Below are 16,601 nucleotides of genomic sequence, written 5' to 3'. Positions count from 1 at the left end.
ATTGTTTCTTTTTACATGAATTGTTGTGGCTCTTTATCTATTGCAATCATTAAACCTTTAGCCATCTCTTTTTGAGATTCATTGATAATTTGATGCAGCAGAGGAATCAATTGCGGTTCAGCTTTATATTTGATCAGCACTTGATAATAAAAGCGATTGTTCACTCTAGCGATTGATTTTGGCGTTGGGCCTAATACAATGGTCTCATTTTGCAAATGAGGCGCTAAAAAATTTACAATTTCATACATTTTTTTAGCTGCTTTTTGCTCTTCTTCATGACTGGCTGTGATCGATACCGTAAAATAATAAGGCGGATAGTTCCCACGGTGCCGAATAATCATCTCTGTTTTATAGAATTGATTGTAATCATGCCTTTGAGCCAACTGAATCGCATAATGCTCTGGGTTATAGGTCTGAATGATGACTTCACCGGTCAGCTCTGCTCTCCCTGCTCTTCCGCTGACTTGCGTCAATAATTGGAACGTTTTCTCACTCGAACGAAAGTCAGGCAGCCCTAACGAAGTATCAGCATTTAGAACACCAACCAAAGTGATATTTGGAAAGTCCAAACCTTTAGCAATCATTTGTGTACCTAATAGAATATCTGCTTCATGATTTCCGAATGCACTCAGTATCTTCTCGTGAGCACCTTTTTTGCGTGTCGTATCCACGTCCATCCGAATCACTCTTGCTTCAGGAATCACTTGTTCCAATTCTTCTTGTATTTTTTGCGTACCTGTACCATAATACCGGATTTTTGAACTTTTGCAAACCGGGCATGTATGAGGAATCCTCTCTTCATGACCGCAGTAATGGCATTTCATACTTTTAGTGTCCATATGAAGTGTCAAGGAAATATCACAATTCGGACAAGGTAAAACAAATCCGCAATCTCGACACATCACGAATGAAGAGTATCCTCTTCGATTCAACATCAATACGATTTGTTCTTTTTTAGCTAATCTGTCACGAATTTTTTCTTGCAGCTGAGTTGAGAAACTGCTGCGATTACCATTTTTTCCTTCATCACGCATATCGATGATCTCTACTTCAGGCAATACTTTTTTGTTCACTCGTTCTGGCAGTTCCACCAAGGTGTACACATTTTTTTGTGCTCTTGCGCGTGATTCCAAAGAAGGCGTCGCACTACCTAAAATCAGCGGACAATTATGGAATGCAGAACGCCACAACGCCACATCACGAGCATGGTAGCGCGGATTTTCACTTTGTTTGTAGCTAGTTTCATGTTCCTCATCCATGATGATTACCCCTAGATTTTTTACGGGTGCAAAAATAGAAGAACGGGCTCCTACAACTACTTTAGCTTCTTCTCGTTCGATTTTCCGCCACTCATCGTATTTTTCTCCGTCTGATAATCCACTGTGCAATACAGCTACTTTTTCTCCAAACCGTCCTTTAAAACTGGTTACCATTTGCGGTGTCAATGCGATTTCTGGAACGAGCATCAGTGCGGTTTGCCCTTTTTCCAATACAGACGCAATAGTCTGAAGATAAATCTCCGTCTTTCCGCTCCCTGTGACACCCCTTAATAGGAAAGTTTCAGCACGCTCTTGTTTCACAGCTGTTTGGATCTTATCAAATACAGCTTGTTGATGAGAAGTCAGTCTATGAGAGTCGGTTTGTTTAAAATCTATTGATTCGAACGGATCGCGGTAAACTTCCTCTTCAAACACCGTCAACCAGTTTTTCTTTTCTCCATCACGAATGTGGGATGAGGTCAATTCATAGTTCTTGCTCAATTCTTGACTGCTGATTGATTGGTCAGCGAGAGAGAGAGTCTGCAGTACTTCTAATAATTCGAGTTTCTTTTTAGCCGTTTTTCGTAAACCCATTTTTTCTTCTTCTAGTTGTTCAAATGACAAAGAGGGTTTGATCATTCTTCTTTTCTTTTTGTTCGCACGATTTTTGACTGAATAAACAACTTCTACACGTTCTTGCTTTTTCAGCTGGGCTAATTGAGGCAGCAAATCACGATTGACCGCCTCTTCCCATGTCAGCTCGTCTTTCCCTTTAAATAATTCAAAAAACAACTCTTCATCAATATCATCAATCAAACGAATTGTTTTTTCATATTTAGCTCTCAGTACGGCTGGCAGCATGGTTTGGTAACAGGTAATTCGAAAACTAAATGTTTTTTCTGCCATATCTGCCCCTAATTGAATCAATTCGTCGTTTAAAACTGGATGCAGATCCATTACCCCTGTGATGCTTTTCAATGCTCCGGTAAATGTAGGTTCTTCAACTATTGATACCACAAATCCTTGAACAACTCTTTTCCCTTGCCCGAAAGGAACTTCGACTCGCATCCCTGGTTGGATTTGATCTTTGAATTGATCTGGGATCTGATAATCATACGGTTGATTTGTTTGCATCGTCGGTACGTCAACAATAACTTTAGCAATTAAGTTCACTAGTGTTCACACCTTTATTTGCTCAATTTCTGAATCACTTCTTGAATGATACTGTCTGCGATGTCTCTTTTTGACCGCACAGATAATTCTATAGGTGGGGCATCTTTGTAAAATAATGTAACTTCATTTGTCTCTTTATTAAATCCTGCATGAGGTTTAGAAACATCATTGGCTACAATCATATCCGCATTTTTCTTTTCTAATTTCCCCATAGCATATTCTGCGACATCGTGCGTTTCAGCCGCAAAGCCTACTAAAAACTGATGGCTTTTTTGCTGTCCCATGGTCGCTAAAATATCTTGCGTTTTAGCTAAAGAAATGACCATTTGATTTTCTTTTTTCTTAATCTTTTGGGTGGCTTGAGTTTCTGGTGTATAATCTGACACTGCGGCTGCCATGATAACAATGTCTGCTGATTCAAACTCTTTGAACACAGCATCTGACATTTGCTTAGCAGATTCTACAGCAACAACTTCCATTCCAAAAGGGTGTTTTAATTGCGTAGAAGCAGAAATCAACACTACTTTCGCCCCTTTGTCTCTAGCGGCCATAGCCAATTGGTACCCCATCTTGCCCGATGAATCATTCGTGATGTAACGGACTGGGTCAATCCGTTCTTTTGTTCCGCCTGCTGTAACAACCACTTTTTTACCAGTCAAAGGTAAATCGGTCTGTTGTTGGATCAAATATTCTTGGATAGCTTCAACAATAGCTTCAGGCTCTGGAAATCGGCCTTTTCCCTCATATCCTTCTGCTAAAAATCCCGTATCTGGTTCCATCACAAAATGACCATCTTTTTCTAATCGTTCCCAATTTCTAACTGTTGCTGGATTTTCTAACATGTGCGTATTCATCGCAGGTACAATAAAGATAGGCGCTGTTGTAGCTAATAAAGTCGTTGTGACAAAATCATCCGCTATTCCATGAGCTATTTTTGCCATAACATTCGCTGTAGCAGGTGCTACCACTGCTAATTCTGACCAGTCTGCTAAGTGGATGTGGCTCACTTCCGCTGGGTCTTTATCTTCAAATACATTTGTAAAGACTTCATTTTTACTCAAAATTTGTAAAGTGTACGGTGTAATAAATTCTGTTGCAGCTTTGGTCATGGCAACTCGCACTTCAGCTCCCTGCTTGATTAAACGTCTCACCAAATCCGCTGCCTTATAAGCCGCTATCCCGCCAGTAATGTATACCGCTATTTTTTTCCCTTTTAACACTTAAAATCCCCCGATCTTTAAAGCACTTTATCTGTGCATTCTTCTCTATTCTACTAAAAATACTCCTGTTTGTCTCCTCGAATAAAAATACTCGAAGGGGATTTTTAGAACGGCTTTTCGTGTGTCTACTCAGGCTTATAGTCAGTAAGCTGAACGCCTCGCTTAGCTCTCTGTTTTTAAACGTGCTGGTCAGAGCAGGTTTCCTATGACTTTGTTTTACTCTTTTTTATTGGGAAAGACCACCCAATTAAAAGAGGGAAAATCGAACTCTACGGAACTCTACACGCTCTGCCCAGCTCTCTAAAAATAAAAGAGTGGAACATTTGTCTGTTCCACTCTTTTGTCTTTTAAATTATACTTCTGGGTCAACGGTTGTTGGGTCGATGACCAAATCTCCGCTTGCTATTTCTTCTAAAGCTTTTCCTACGTTTTTATACGATTTGTATTCTTCCAACATTGGCATAGCTTTATCGTCTAATTCGTAAGCTCTTTTACTTGAAACGATAACTAATGAATATTTTGAATCAATTTTCTCTAATAATGCGTCTATAGAAGGATCTAACATCATATTCTTTACATCTCCTCGACAATTTTTTTATATCTATTAATTACTCTAGGTACTTTTAAGTGTTCACTTTCGATGATATGCTTGATTTTTGTGACAGCATTTTCTACTTTATCATTCACAACAGCATAATCGTAATGATCCATCATTTTTATTTCTTCGACGGCTTTTTCTAAACGTTGTTCGACCAAAGCGATTTCTTCAGTGCCTCGATTAAGAATACGCGTTTTGAGTTCCATTATATCTGGCGGAGTTAAAAAAATAAAAATACCCTCTGGCATTTTTTCACGTACTTGTTTTGCTCCATTTACTTCAATTTCAAGGAATACATCTTTTCCATTGCTTAAAGTTTTTTCAACATACTCAAGCGGCGTGCCATAGTAGTTCCCAACATATTCAGCATATTCCAGTAATCCACCATTTTCAATCAATTGCTCAAATACTTCCTTAGATCTAAAAAAGTAATCTACTCCATCTTCTTCGCCCGCTCGTTTATTTCGAGTCGTCATAGAGATGGAATATTCAAAATCAATTTCTCCACTATCAAAAATTGCTTTTCTGACTGTTCCTTTTCCTACACCGGACGGACCAGAAAGAACAATCAATAAACCACGTTCAGTCATACGTTACCCTTCCTATCTAAACAGTTTCCACTTAAAGATAATCCTCATTACATAAATTCAGACTCTTTTAAAAAATCTGTCAACTTTTTCATTTCTTCATTGCTTAAGGTAATTCCTTTGCCCATTTTTTCATGTTCAGGAGACCAATCACGCAAATCAAATTTGGGGGGATTACCATTCCAGCTCACCAAATTCAATTCCTTTTGCCATCCCTTAGCATTTTGAGAAAGGACTAAGAGCTCTTCTTTGATTTCAAAAGAAAATTTTTGTGCCATATTTATTCACCTCGTTCAAAAAAGATTGAGCAAGTATCAATTTTTTTTGCTTACCTTCTACTTTAACATAAACCAACCATTTACTAAACAACTTTTTTGCCTTTCCCTAATCTTTCTTTCTACTCTCGTAACTAATCCATCATATTTTGTTTCAGAAAATATAAAAATAATGCCGTCAAAAATGGACTAGGGTATATACGAATCAAAAATTGACCTTTCCAATCTTTAAAGGCATCTTTATCATCACTTTCAAGTACAGATAAAAAGTAAAAACATACTTTTAAAGGTGATAGAAAGGGAATACTTTCTTTAAATTCTTCCTGCCATTCTTTTGCCGTCTTTACGAAATCATACGTACGATTTGTTTGCAGTACTCTTAATACATCTTGAAAAGATGTTTCTTTTGTCATTTGTTTGTAACGCTCCAGTATCTCTTGTTCAAATTCCTCAAACGTATATACTTTTGTAGGGCTGATGTGCAGCATCTTTCCTGCCAGTTCATATAAAACGTATGTGAATTCTTTTTTTTCTATTGTTCCCCTCCATTCATTGCTGAGTTGTTCCAGCAAGAATAACTGATTTTCTTCTTGATGCAAATAATCTTTTACATCATTATTCGCTGTCGCCATGAAACTCGAAAGTTGTTTGTAAAATTTCTTATAATGATGATGAAAACTTTCTTTATCGAATGTATACCAAGAGCCTTCATACATTTCAAAACTTTTCATGGTATCCAAATATCCCAATTGAATATTGACTTCTGCTCGAGTTCCGTCAAAAAGCAGCATGTCTCCTAACGGCCATTTGCTTGATATATGATGCGTCTCGATTTCGTCTGGAATAGTATACTCTCTGATTTTCCCATTGGTATTGATATCCGCTATGATCAAAAAATCTGGCTTCTTATTTAATGCTGGATTTACGGGGACATTTTCTCTATATCCCCCATCCGCGTAATGTTTGCCTTCAATTTCAGTAAAGGACATCGCTGGGTAAAGAGAAGCACTTGCTAATAGATACAAATCCAACTGCCCAAAAGGAATGTCTTCTAAATAAAAGGTCTGTTGTTTCCTACTGGAGAGTTCAGTGACTGTTATCCCAAAATCGATCCCACTTTCCCGAATTTTTTTTTCATCTATAATATACTCTTTGATTAAAGTATGAAGCGGTTTGGTACTGATTCCTCTATTTTTTATAGCAGTTAATAAAAATTTACTGAGTACTGCCCCATACTCGTTAAAGCTGGACGGCTTTTCAGGCAGTTCAAATTCAACCACGTTTTTAATTTCCAACTCTTTCCACATCTGCTCAGCAAGTTCATAATCACCTTGTAAAATCGCTGCTCCATTCAACGCTCCAACAGAAGTACCCGTAATGATATCCGGCTGAATACCTAATTCTCTAATAGCTTTCCAAACGCCGATTTGATAGGACCCTCTCGCGCCTCCTCCGCCAAGAACTAATGCCACTCTACAGCTTTCTGTATTCATATACTTCTCTTCACTCATCCGAACGATTCACTCCTATCGATTGCAACTTTATCCTCAGTATACCTAGAATCATGAGACAACCAAAACAAAAAGAAGGGAAAGACCAGATAACCTGGCTTTTCCCTTCTTCTTGAAAACTTCCAAATAAAAATCTATCCAGCAAATACATAAAGGACTTAACCCATGTCTTTAACTTTCATCAAGCGCGTGATTTCAGCACGTTCGCTCTCATCTAATTTCATTTGAATGAAGTAAATCGTTTCTTCTAATTGTGGAATCGTACGGTACTCTAAAGCATTTACTCGCCGTCTTGTACTTTCAATCTCATCTGCCAATAATTGGCAAGTTTTTTCAATTTCAGAGAGTTCCAATAACTCTTTCATAACGGCAGACATTTCTTCTATCGAAACATCCAGCTCGCTGTTAGAATTCAAATATCCGTATGGGACATCGCTTGGGTTAGCCTCTTCTTCTGAATAATCAAAATTCATAACCGGTACATTCACACTCATGATATTTTTTTCATAAACACTTAAACTAACGCTGCGCGGAGGAACAGCCACTAACTCTTCAATGTATTTTTCGTTTAACAGTGATTTTGCCATAACGAAAGATTGCATTGCAGAAATCAATTTGTCCTCTACAACGGTGCGCAATTCATTATTTTTTTTGATCAACTCGATAAATTGACGCATCAATTCATCTTGCTTATCTTTTAATAATTTGTGTCCACGGCTTGCTAAACTGAGTCTGTCTTTCAAGTTTGCCAGTTCCATACGAGTCGGATTAACATTCAACCTAGCCATTTAGACTCACTCCCCTTTCGGTAAGTATTCATCTAACATGTCATCTTTAATCCGTTTCAATTCAGTTCTAGGCAAGATAGACAATAACTCCCAACCTAAGTCTAACGTATCTTCAATCGTACGATTCGTATAGAAACCTTGGTTGACATATTTTTCTTCAAACTCAGTAGCAAATGCAGCGAATTTTTTATCTGTATCTGATAAGGCTGATTCACCTAATACTACTGCTAATTCTTTCGCTTTTTTCCCTTCAGCATACGCTGCGAACAATTGGTTCATGGTTGCAGAATGATCTTTTCTGGTTTTCCCTTCCCCTGTTCCTTTATCTTTTAGACGAGATAAAGAAGGCAATACGTCGATTGGAGGTTGGATATTATTGTTGTACAAATCTCTCGAAAGAATGATTTGCCCTTCAGTAATATATCCAGTTAAATCCGGAATCGGATGAGTGATATCATCTTCAGGCATGGTTAAAATAGGAATTTGCGTTACTGAACCTGATGTCCCTACCAAACGACCAGCACGTTCAAACAACGTTGCTAAGTTGGTATACAAGTAACCAGGATAACCACGACGACCAGGTACTTCACGACGAGCTGCAGAGATTTCACGTAAAGCTTCGCAATAGTTTGTCATGTCAGTCATGATAACCAATACATGCATACCTTTTTCGTAAGCTAAATATTCAGCAGCCGTCAGTGCCATACGAGGTGTAGCGATACGTTCGATCGCTGGGTCATTTGCTAAGTTTAAGAAAACTACTGAACGATCAATAGCACCAGTTTTACGGAAATCTTCCATAAAGAATTCAGCTTCTTCAAAAGTAATCCCAATACCTGCGAACACAACAGCAAATTTCTCATCAGAGTTTAAAACAGTTGCTTGACGAGCAATTTGAGCAGCCAATTCTTTATGCGGCAAACCTGAACCAGAGAATACTGGCAGTTTTTGTCCACGAACTAATGTGTTCAAATGGTCAATACTAGAGATTCCCGTTTGAATAAACTCATCCGGATAATCACGAGCCATTGGGTTGATTGCTTCACCATTGATGTCTAATGTTTTTTCAGGAATGATTTGAGGACCACCATCGTTGACCTCACCCATCCCAGTGAAAACACGTCCAACCATGTCTTCAGAAACACCTAAAGACAATGGTTTTCCTGTGAAACGAACTTTTGTATCTTTTAAGTTGATTCCTGATGGACCTTCGAAGATTTGGACCATAGCTCTGTCGCCATCGATTTCCAACACTTGTCCTCGACGTTTTTCGCCATTTTGCATTTGAATGTCTACTAATTCATCAAATTTTACACCTTCAACGCCTTCAACAGTCATCAAAGGACCTACAACTTCATTTATTGTACGGTATTCTTTAAGCATCTGTATCCATTCCTCCTTTTTCAACAACTTGGTGGATGGTTTCTTTTATAGAGTTACGCATGTCTTCAAACTGAGCAATTTCTGCTTCAGGTAAGAATTTACCACGACCAATACGCTCTCTGATATCTACCGTACCTTTGACGATTTCATCAAAGTAGGCACCTAATTCCATTCCTTTTTTAGACTCTTCTTCAAATGTTAAGATAGTGTGCAACATTTCATATTGTTTTTTAATAGAGGTTGTTGTATCTACATCATCAAAAGCATTTTGCTGCAAGTAGTCTTCACGAATCATTCTTGCGATCACTAGTTTCAAGCGATCTCTCTCAGATAACGATTCAGCTCCAACTAATTGAACGATTTCTTCTAGTTCAGCTTCATCTTGTAATAATGAAGAGCTGTGAGCTACCATGCTGCTCCAATCTACACCTAATGTATTACCGATGTGAGTAGTCATTTCATTCAAATACAATGAATAAGAATCAAGCCAGTTGATTGCCGGGAAATGACGTCTTCTAGATAAATCTGCATCTAATCCCCAGAATACTTTTGCTACACGCAATGTATTTTGAGTAACCGGTTCAGAAGTGTCTCCACCTGGAGGCGAAACAGCACCGATAGCTGTGATGCTTCCTTCACGTCCTTCGCTTCCTAATGTGATAACTTTTCCAGCACGCTCATAGAACTCAGCCAAACGACTACCTAGATAAGCTGGATAACCTTCATCACCAGGCATTTCTTCTAAACGACCAGACATCTCACGCAATGCTTCAGCCCAACGAGAAGTCGAGTCAGCCATGATTGCTACACTGTAGCCCATGTCACGGAAATATTCTGCAATAGTGATACCAGTATAAATAGAAGCTTCACGAGCTGCAACGGGCATGTTAGATGTGTTTGCGATCAAAATAGTACGAGCCATAATAGATTCGCCTGTATTCGGGTCGATCAATTCTGGAAATTCGTTGATAACGTCCGTCATTTCGTTCCCACGTTCACCACATCCAACGTATACTACGATATCTACATCTGCATATTTAGCGATTTGATGTTGTACGACTGTTTTACCAGCTCCAAAAGGACCAGGTACTGCAGCAGATCCACCTTTAGCAACTGGGAACAACGTATCGATTACTCGTTGACCAGTTTTTAGTGGAGTTGTTGGATTCAATTTACGAGCAGCTGGACGTCCACGACGAACAGGCCATTTTTGAGTCATCGTAAATTCTTTAACGCCTTCTTCTGTCTCTACAGAATAAATCGTTTCAGAAATAGTGAAGTCTCCGGCTTTAATATCTGTAACAGTTCCCTCGATTCCGATCGGGATCATAATTTTATGATCTACTACAGGAGTCTCTTTAACGTGCCCAACGATATCGCCAGCAGTTACTTTAGTTCCGACTGTAATAGTCGGCTCAAAAGTCCATTTTTTTGTACGATCAAGTGGTTCAATGGAAACACCACGGTTAAGATAGTTGCTTTGTGTTTGATTTAAAAACGTATCTAATGGTCTTTGGATACCGTCAAACATTTGTGACATGATTCCTGGAGCAAGTTCAACAGACAAGGCTTCCCCTGTTGTTTCAACTGGTTCTCCTGGTCCAACCATTGAAGTTTCTTCATATACCTGAATGGAGGCAATGCTTCCTCGCATTTCAATAATTTCACCAATCAAACCAAGATTTCCGACTTTACAGATATCCTGGATATTGGCATGTTCCATGCCTTCAGCCGTAACAAGCGGTCCAGAGACACTAACAATTTTTCCTTTGTTCAAACTGGTTACCTCCTATAAAATATTTTGTCCCACTGCTTTTTCTACATTATCTTGAATACGTTGTTTCCCAATATTCAATGTTCCCGTATGATTGGGGATCAAAATAACTGCGGGTTGTATTTTGCTATCGTAACGTTTAATGGTATCTGGAATCTTTGCCCCTAATTCTTCCGTAAGGTAAATAATTCCATATTCATTTTTCGCTAGTTGATCAACCATTTTTCTGGCTTCTTTAGCTTCAGATGCGTAAAAAACATCAAAACCCAGCATTTTAAAAGGTAAGATAGAATCTTTGTCTCCAACCACACCTATTTTATGAGCCATAGTTCATACGCATCCTTTCTCTGACGCTTTCGACAGGCAAATTATTCTCTTTACCTGCAAAAATCATCCGTAAGTTTTTAACTTCCGTTTCTTTAGCATGAATAAAGGCTAGCAATGGAAGTGCACCAAAAGGTTGCAATTTAGCTTCTTTCATTTTGTCCATGATCGCATTATCTGTCTCGAGGTCAACTTTGACTGGAGACAATTCATGCGTTTCTGGGTCTAATGAATCCTGAACAATTGAAGCAAATGGACCTTCGGATAATAATTTACCCGCTGTTTCCAAATTTTCTTTACCTAATTCAACTAAAGTTTCTTTTGGGATATTTCCAGAACTAGATAAAATAGTCACTAAGAAATTTCGGTTTTTACGCTGTTTGATCGCTCTTGACAGAGTAGATAAGTTATTTAGATCAATATAATATTTCACAAAATCAATGATTTCGCGATCTCCTATTTTTTCAGCCAGCCATCTTAGATGTGTAAAATAACGGCGGTCTAAAATAATATCTACTGACTGTATAGAATTATATTCTTCCTCAGCAACAAGCACCTCTTGGATACTGTCAATATAAGGTTGATCTAACTCATCTGACTTTCCAATTTCAACGGCTTGTCGATAATCTGACATCGGATTTTTTCCAATCGGGATCAGCATAGAATCAAAATTTTCGCCTGTCATTCTTGCTTTAGAGAGAACCTTTAGATTGTGATACGTATATCGCAAGGAAAAAAGTTCTACCAAAGCAGGATCTGGACTTAAGCTAAACATTTCATCATACACACGTTGTAGTTCTTTAGAGAGTAATTCATCATAATCTCTTGTCTCTAGCAGTTCATCCACGTCATTTCGATAAGGAGTGTCTCTTAAGACTCGAGCCGCTTCTTCAAAACTATTAGCTTGCAACATACGCTCAAATTGATCATTTTGAAGGAGTTGGCTTTCATAAACGCGAATTCGTGCATTCGATCCAGCAAATGCTGTATCTCTCATTTATTCCCCTCCTCCTTTATTGAAACAATTTTTGTGACACAGTTGGTAAAATATCTTCTTTGATGTCGTCGATCAATGCACTAAACGTATAGTTGTAATCAATACCATTATGACGAATAACAAAACCAGCTGTTTTAGCAATAGTTTCTTCTTTTAAATGAATTGTTGTCTTAGTTGATTCACTCAACTCAGTGATAAATCCAGGAGAAACTAATGATTGAGATTTTTCACCTAAAACCAAATCCACTTCTTTGTCTTGGTATTGCTCTAGAACAGCGGTCAAAAACTCTTGAAATTCAGTATTGCTTAGTTGTTCCATACGTTCTTTTGCCGAATCAAATACATTTGTCAAAGCATGTTGTTTTACAGTTAACAATTCATTTCTTCTTTTATTCGATAAAGCATTTTTATCTTGCTCATATTGCGCTTTTTGTTCAGTTTGAATACGCTCTTGTCTCTTTTGTCTTTCATCTTTTAAAGCTTCATCAGATGTGCGCAAAATTTCTTCTGCTGCTTCTTTTGCTTCTTTAATCACAACTTGAGTTTTTGAACGTTCATTTTCCATTAAGCGATCTGTGAGTAATTTTAAGTCAGCCATATTTTCCCTCCATTCTCTTTCACATTACAGGCCATAAATAATTGATTAGCCGTTTAATACTAATAAGAATGAAATAACGAATCCTAAGATCGCATAAGTTTCAACCATGGCTGAGTAGATGATACCTTTTGTTGCATGCTCAGGTTTTTTAGCTAAAATTTGGATACCAGCAGAAGCTACGCGTCCTTGTGAGATCCCTGAGAATAAACCAGTGAATGCGATTGGCAAAGCAGCCATAAACATGTAAAGACCTTGAGCTAAAGTAGTGTCTGCACCTGTGTTTAAGAAAATCAAGAAAGCAATAACGAATCCGTAAAGTCCTTGAGTACCTGGAAGCAATTGGAGAATCAATGCTTGTCCAAATTTTTCAGGTTGTTCTGTAGTTAAAGCAGCAGCTGCTTCCCCTGTCATCCCAACACCTTTAGAAGATCCGATACCCGAGAAGATTGTTGCCATAGCAGCACCTAATGCAGCAAACATAAGTCCACCATTATTTTCAGCAAAAAAAGTTAACCAGTTTTCCATTTGTAATTCCTCCATTTATATATAAATCTATTTTTTATTTATTTTGTATCCTTCTTTAGATAAATGTGTTTCTCAAGCGTTTTTAAAGGAGACAACGGTCTGCCGCCACCTTCATAAAACTTGCCGAAAAACTCTACATATTGTAACCGAGCTGTATGCACATAAGCACTTAGATAAGTTAAGAAAATATTTAATGCATGCAAAGCAATGATTAATATAATCCCTACACTGAAACGAGCTGCTGTTGGCAAGTATTGAACGATCATATTGAATGCTACCGCAATACTACCACCAGATACACCAAGCGCCATTAAACGAGTATAACTTACCAAGTCTCCGACATAACCGGTCACGCCATATAAATTGTATAACCCTAAAGCGAATCCTAGACCCTTATTTTTAGAGGCCATTGTAGACACCAAGATAATACCGATGACGTTTGCGAAAATCAAAATATAAGAAAGAACTCTTATAATAGCATTTGGCATAATCATCATATCGACGATTAGAAGAGCTAAACCGATTAACACTCCTGCCCATGCCAGACCATCAACATAACTCGATGACCGTTGCTGTTGCTTCCACTTCACAACACCATTGATGATCAATCCATATACCATTTGGATAAAACCGAAAACTACTGATAACAATAGTATGGTTATCACATCATCCGTGGTGGATAATAACTGAATCGGTAAGGTTGCTCCAAAGAAACTTCCATATATCAGACCCCAAATAATAACTGAGTAAGAAAGCAGATGGAAGAATTTGATGAATCTTGCCATACCTTTATCCATATTGAAAAACTTCATTGCCGCAAAAGTCCCTAACATCAAAATCAAACCGTACCCTACATCTGCACTCATCATTCCGAAAAAGACTAAATAAAAAGGCATCATAAAAGGCGTAGGGTCTATATCATTGTATTTCGGCAAACTGTACATTTCTGTAACACTTTCAAATGGTTCAACTAACGCATTGTTTTTCAAAACTGTAGGGACGAAATCGAAATGTTTTTTATGGATTTCATCTGTCATGATGGCATAGTTCTCTTGCCCCACATGTGCATCCAATAATACCGTCAAATCATTGACTTCTTCTTCTTCCAGCCATCCATTTAGAATAAATAAGCTGCTTCCATTTAACAGTAAAGATTTAGCATGATCACGCTGAACTAAATTAGCATAATATTCCTCAGACAATTTCAAATTTTCCATGTGAACATCGTAGTTCTGTAACGTTGCTTTCAAGCTCTTTTCTTCTTCTGAAAGTTGGCTCAAAGAATTCAATACAGACTTCAATTCTTTTTTCGGCAACTGTTGATAAGGATAGTTCAAATTTGTGAATTGGAATTGATTCAACACATCATTTATTTCACCAAAGGAATTTGCTGGCGAAATAACTAAATAGGCTGCTTCATCTTTGTAACGAAAAACTTCTTCGACATACACATCGCTGGACTCTTTTAAAGCTGCTTGGAAATTATCTGCGCTGGCAGAAGAAATGGTTCCAATTTTCCCAGTAATCACTTTAAAAGTCTCTAAATCATTTGGGTTGAAATCTAAACCTTCCCATTTTCTTAAAAAAGTCTCGATGTCGGTCAAGTTTTTTCTCTGTTGATGGATATCAATCACTTTTCGTTCAATTTGTCGCACTTCATCTATTACTTGATCTAATGAGAATTCTGAAACTTTTTGTTCCAATTCTTTCAAGGTATAATGATTTCTACCTTTCATCATTTTCTTCAAGGCACTTGGTTGCTTTACGTATTGATTTAAATACGCTAATGTACTTTGAATCAGTTTCATTTTTTCCTCATCACCAGCTCTGTTTTCTGGTTGAGCAGTGGCAGAGTAATAATCAAGCAAATCACTTTCTTCTAAAGCTGACAAATCGAACAATTCAAGCTTTTGCAACTCTTGTACCGCTTTTAAAAGCTGCTCTTTATTGGCTTGTTCGGCTAAAAGTGTTATTTGTTTCATTTTAGCTATTGCCATAACGTTTAAACACCACCTTCAATAATTCATTGACAACTTCATCTTTATTTTTTTCAACCACTTGCTGTATCTTTTTAGATTCTTGCTCAATTTCTTTAGCTAACGCTTCTTTATCAGCCTCTAAAAGAGTGTGATATTTTTCTTTTTCGCTCTTTTCAAAATCACTTAACTCTTGTTCGAGGGTTATTTTGTTTTGTTGAGCTTTTCGTTCAGCTTCTGATACGATTTTTTTCGCTTCGGCTTGACTATTTTGTCTTAATTCTTCAAGCTTCTCCTCAGCCTGCTTAACATATTCGACGGCTTCTAGACCCATTCCATCACCTCCTTAAAAGTACAAAAAAAAGACATCAGCAAAGAGAGTCTTCTCACCCTAGAAGATTATTTCTCTTGAAAGCTAATGCCCAACCGTTTGTTGCTTATTCAACTAATAAAACAATAGCATATTCTAGTGATTGTGTCAATATTGACAAAGCTTACATCCTCAATATCGACCTCTTCACTAAAAAGTTAATTGTTTTATTAAAATGAGTAAAAAAATATTTACTCTTTTTATAATAATTCCACTTTGGACATCTGTTTTACTACAAAAAAGTCATACTTATTATCGTAAAAAGAATAATCATATTATATCATATTGTGGTATTATTCCAACGTTAACACATTTTCATTTTCTTTCTTCACCTAATGAAAAGATAGAGAGCGAACCGAACCCTGTATGCGAAGCAATTGTAGGTCCGTATGGGTATACTTTTATGTCTTTTACACTCAATCGGCTTTCTAATTCTTGTTTTACCATTTCGGCTTCTTCGGGAACTCCGACATGTCCGATAAATATCGTTTGTGATTCAGGAGAAACGATTCCTTCGACTGTTTTATTCACTAAATAATTCAACGATTTCTTACGACCTCTAACTTTGCCAAAAGGGACCAGCCCGCCTTCTGGATTTACTATGATGATGGGTTTCACATTTAGTAAAGTGCCGATCGTTGCAGATAAAGAAGAAACTCTTCCTCCACGTTCTAAGTGCTTGATGTCATCAACAGTTACCCAAGAGTGCACTTTCATTTTATTGTCTTCCAGCCAACGAGTAACTTCTTCTAATGTAGCTCCACTCGCTTTTCTCATGGCCGCTTCATAGACAAGTAACCCTTCTCCTAAACAAGCCGCTTTAGAATCCACAATTGTAATATCTGCCTTGGGATAATTTTCTTTTAATTGTTCGACAGCTGCCACAGCATTATTATAAGAACCACTCAAAGCTGAAGAAAAAGCAATATACAAAACAGGTACCTCTGCTTTAACATACTTTTCAAATGCATCAATATACGTTCCGATATTGATTTGAGAAGTTGTTGCCACAGCCCCGTTTTTCAATTCAAGAAAAAACTGATTGCGATCAAAAGATTTCCCCATATCGTCAACCAATTCTTTTCCATCCATGTGAACAGTTAGATTCACTACATCGATATCTTGTTCTTCAATAAAGGTATAAGGCAAATCGCAACAAGAATCTGTGATCAATTTATAACTCATTCAACTCACTCCAACTTTTTTAATATTTTTTATTCACTATTCTATTATGACAGGTTTT

16 protein-coding genes and 1 other annotated feature are annotated in these 16,601 nt (G+C 37.6%); all 16 genes read right to left on the bottom strand.

What is annotated here, in order from left to right; translation table 11 throughout:
* Window positions 1-11: 11 nt before the first annotated feature.
* A complete protein-coding gene (gene priA / locus ACE025_RS09905) occupies window positions 12-2,432 on the bottom strand; it encodes a primosomal protein N' (protein WP_485939515.1) in 2,421 nt (806 codons plus the stop codon).
* Window positions 2,433-2,446: 14 nt separating this feature from the next.
* Window positions 2,447-3,652, bottom strand: coding sequence for a bifunctional phosphopantothenoylcysteine decarboxylase/phosphopantothenate--cysteine ligase CoaBC (coaBC, locus tag ACE025_RS09900; protein WP_485939514.1), 1,206 nt, complete (start codon window positions 3,650-3,652; stop codon window positions 2,447-2,449).
* A 352-nt stretch (window positions 3,653-4,004) separates the two neighbouring features.
* Window positions 4,005-4,220 carry a DNA-directed RNA polymerase subunit omega gene (gene rpoZ / locus ACE025_RS09895; protein ID WP_092480170.1) on the bottom strand — a complete coding sequence of 72 codons (216 nt, stop codon included), beginning with the start codon at window positions 4,218-4,220 and terminating at the stop codon, window positions 4,005-4,007.
* A 5-nt stretch (window positions 4,221-4,225) separates the two neighbouring features.
* Window positions 4,226-4,840 carry a guanylate kinase gene (gmk, locus tag ACE025_RS09890; protein ID WP_485939513.1) on the bottom strand — a complete coding sequence of 205 codons (615 nt, stop codon included), beginning with the start codon at window positions 4,838-4,840 and terminating at the stop codon, window positions 4,226-4,228.
* A gap of 47 nt (window positions 4,841-4,887) precedes the next feature.
* A complete protein-coding gene (locus ACE025_RS09885) occupies window positions 4,888-5,115 on the bottom strand; it encodes a YdbC family protein (protein WP_092480172.1) in 228 nt (75 codons plus the stop codon).
* A 131-nt stretch (window positions 5,116-5,246) separates the two neighbouring features.
* Complete coding sequence (locus ACE025_RS09880) at window positions 5,247-6,623, bottom strand: patatin-like phospholipase family protein (protein ID WP_485939512.1); 1,377 nt, start codon at window positions 6,621-6,623, stop codon at window positions 5,247-5,249.
* Window positions 6,624-6,781: 158 nt separating this feature from the next.
* On the bottom strand, window positions 6,782-7,411 hold the full coding sequence (locus ACE025_RS09875) for a V-type ATP synthase subunit D (protein WP_485939511.1): 630 nt from the start codon (window positions 7,409-7,411) through the stop codon (window positions 6,782-6,784).
* Between the two features lie 6 nt (window positions 7,412-7,417).
* Window positions 7,418-8,794 carry a V-type ATP synthase subunit B gene (locus ACE025_RS09870; RefSeq protein WP_485939510.1) on the bottom strand — a complete coding sequence of 459 codons (1,377 nt, stop codon included), beginning with the start codon at window positions 8,792-8,794 and terminating at the stop codon, window positions 7,418-7,420.
* Window positions 8,787-10,571 (bottom strand): V-type ATP synthase subunit A, encoded by a 1,785-nt coding sequence (locus ACE025_RS09865; RefSeq protein WP_485939509.1) that lies wholly within the window; start codon window positions 10,569-10,571, stop codon window positions 8,787-8,789. Before ACE025_RS09865 ends, ACE025_RS09870 begins: the two co-directional genes overlap by 8 nt.
* Window positions 10,572-10,583: 12 nt before the next feature.
* On the bottom strand, window positions 10,584-10,895 hold the full coding sequence (locus ACE025_RS09860; protein ID WP_092480177.1) for a V-type ATP synthase subunit F: 312 nt from the start codon (window positions 10,893-10,895) through the stop codon (window positions 10,584-10,586).
* Window positions 10,885-11,889, bottom strand: coding sequence for a V-type ATPase subunit (locus tag ACE025_RS09855; protein WP_485939508.1), 1,005 nt, complete (start codon window positions 11,887-11,889; stop codon window positions 10,885-10,887). Before ACE025_RS09855 ends, ACE025_RS09860 begins: the two co-directional genes overlap by 11 nt.
* 16 nt (window positions 11,890-11,905) lie before the next feature.
* Window positions 11,906-12,487: a V-type ATP synthase subunit E gene (locus tag ACE025_RS09850; RefSeq protein ID WP_485939507.1), complete on the bottom strand. Its 582-nt coding sequence runs from the start codon at window positions 12,485-12,487 to the stop codon at window positions 11,906-11,908.
* Between the two features lie 45 nt (window positions 12,488-12,532).
* Window positions 12,533-13,012 carry a V-type ATP synthase subunit K gene (locus tag ACE025_RS09845; protein WP_485939506.1) on the bottom strand — a complete coding sequence of 160 codons (480 nt, stop codon included), beginning with the start codon at window positions 13,010-13,012 and terminating at the stop codon, window positions 12,533-12,535.
* 38 nt (window positions 13,013-13,050) lie between these two features.
* Entirely contained in the window at window positions 13,051-14,994 is a 1,944-nt protein-coding gene (locus tag ACE025_RS09840) for a V-type ATP synthase subunit I (protein ID WP_485939505.1), read from the bottom strand.
* 1 nt (window position 14,995) lies between these two features.
* Complete coding sequence (locus tag ACE025_RS09835; protein ID WP_485939504.1) at window positions 14,996-15,322, bottom strand: hypothetical protein; 327 nt, start codon at window positions 15,320-15,322, stop codon at window positions 14,996-14,998.
* A 46-nt stretch (window positions 15,323-15,368) separates the two neighbouring features.
* Window positions 15,369-15,416, bottom strand: a sequence feature (sodium ion sensor (DUF1646 type); this cis-regulatory element may regulate processes involved in with the transportation of sodium ions).
* Window positions 15,417-15,673: 257 nt separating this feature from the next.
* Window positions 15,674-16,543: a DegV family protein gene (locus tag ACE025_RS09830; RefSeq protein WP_485939503.1), complete on the bottom strand. Its 870-nt coding sequence runs from the start codon at window positions 16,541-16,543 to the stop codon at window positions 15,674-15,676.
* Between the last annotated feature and the right edge of the window lie 58 nt (window positions 16,544-16,601).

It is taken from the genome of Desemzia sp. AGC72 (assembly GCF_057334175.1).
This window is presented reverse-complemented; position numbering and strand designations above follow the sequence as displayed.

What these genes read in the sequence shown, in the direction of transcription:
- rpoZ (WP_092480170.1), bottom strand. Translation starts at nt 4,220, where the DNA reads ATGATGTTAGATCCTTCTATAGACGCATTATTAGAGAAAATTGATTCA.
- gmk (WP_485939513.1), bottom strand. Translation starts at nt 4,840, where the DNA reads ATGACTGAACGTGGTTTATTGATTGTTCTTTCTGGTCCGTCCGGTGTA.
- ACE025_RS09885 (WP_092480172.1), bottom strand. Translation starts at nt 5,115, where the DNA reads ATGGCACAAAAATTTTCTTTTGAAATCAAAGAAGAGCTCTTAGTCCTT.
- ACE025_RS09880 (WP_485939512.1), bottom strand. Translation starts at nt 6,623, where the DNA reads ATGAGTGAAGAGAAGTATATGAATACAGAAAGCTGTAGAGTGGCATTA.
- ACE025_RS09875 (WP_485939511.1), bottom strand. Translation starts at nt 7,411, where the DNA reads ATGGCTAGGTTGAATGTTAATCCGACTCGTATGGAACTGGCAAACTTG.
- ACE025_RS09870 (WP_485939510.1), bottom strand. Translation starts at nt 8,794, where the DNA reads ATGCTTAAAGAATACCGTACAATAAATGAAGTTGTAGGTCCTTTGATG.
- ACE025_RS09860 (WP_092480177.1), bottom strand. Translation starts at nt 10,895, where the DNA reads ATGGCTCATAAAATAGGTGTGGTTGGAGACAAAGATTCTATCTTACCT.
- ACE025_RS09855 (WP_485939508.1), bottom strand. Translation starts at nt 11,889, where the DNA reads ATGAGAGATACAGCATTTGCTGGATCGAATGCACGAATTCGCGTTTAT.
- ACE025_RS09850 (WP_485939507.1), bottom strand. Translation starts at nt 12,487, where the DNA reads ATGGCTGACTTAAAATTACTCACAGATCGCTTAATGGAAAATGAACGT.
- ACE025_RS09845 (WP_485939506.1), bottom strand. Translation starts at nt 13,012, where the DNA reads ATGGAAAACTGGTTAACTTTTTTTGCTGAAAATAATGGTGGACTTATG.
- ACE025_RS09840 (WP_485939505.1), bottom strand. Translation starts at nt 14,994, where the DNA reads ATGAAACAAATAACACTTTTAGCCGAACAAGCCAATAAAGAGCAGCTT.
- ACE025_RS09835 (WP_485939504.1), bottom strand. Translation starts at nt 15,322, where the DNA reads ATGGGTCTAGAAGCCGTCGAATATGTTAAGCAGGCTGAGGAGAAGCTT.
- ACE025_RS09830 (WP_485939503.1), bottom strand. Translation starts at nt 16,543, where the DNA reads ATGAGTTATAAATTGATCACAGATTCTTGTTGCGATTTGCCTTATACC.